The 562-nt window shown below is 74.4% G+C and carries 2 protein-coding genes; both read right to left on the bottom strand.

Features of this window, described 5'->3' with window-relative positions; all coding sequences use genetic code 11:
• Positions 1-249 (bottom strand): hypothetical protein (locus L6Q96_23515; GenBank protein MCK6557516.1); only part of this gene is annotated, 249 nt, incomplete at its 3' end.
• A 1-nt stretch (position 250) separates the two neighbouring features.
• On the bottom strand, positions 251-562 hold a 312-nt coding region (locus L6Q96_23510; protein MCK6557515.1), incomplete at its 5' end, for an ABC transporter permease subunit.

The raw sequence follows: 562 nt of genomic DNA, 5'->3' as shown, positions 1-562 counted from the left end.
GAGGTCGAAGTCGAGGCGCAGCACGTGGCCCCGGGCCTCCTCCTCGACCGAGAGCACGAGGCGCGCTCCCTCCGAGGTGGCGGTCGTCCAGCCCGGGGCGCCGCCCTCGAAGTCGTCGATCGCGACGGACTCGGCCCCCGTCGCGGCCGTTGCGATCCTCGCGATCGTCGCCGCCGTCGCGGTCGTTGCGACGGCCACGGCCAGCAGCACGCCCGGCCACCGCCCGCGCCTCGCGCCGGCCGCCGCCATCCTATTCCTTCACCGCGCCGGCCAGGAGCCCGGCGAGATACTGGCGCTGGAGCACGACGAAGAGCAGCACCACCGGCAGCACGGTCAGCACCGCCCCCGCCATCATCCGCTCGGTGTCCTGCACGTGCTCGCCGGCCAGGTTGGCGAGCGCCACCGGGAGCGTCTGGAGGCGGTCGTCGGAGAGCACGATGAGGGGCCACAGGAAGTCGTTCCACGAGCCGAGGAAGGTGAAGACCGCGAGCGTCGCCAGCACCGGCCGCAGGGCGGGCAGCGCGATCGACCAGAGCACGCGCGCCTCGCCGGCCCCGTCCAC

It is taken from the genome of Candidatus Binatia bacterium (genome assembly GCA_023150935.1).
GTDB lineage: Bacteria > Desulfobacterota > Binatia > HRBIN30 > HRBIN30 > JAKLJW01.
This window is presented reverse-complemented; position numbering and strand designations above follow the sequence as displayed.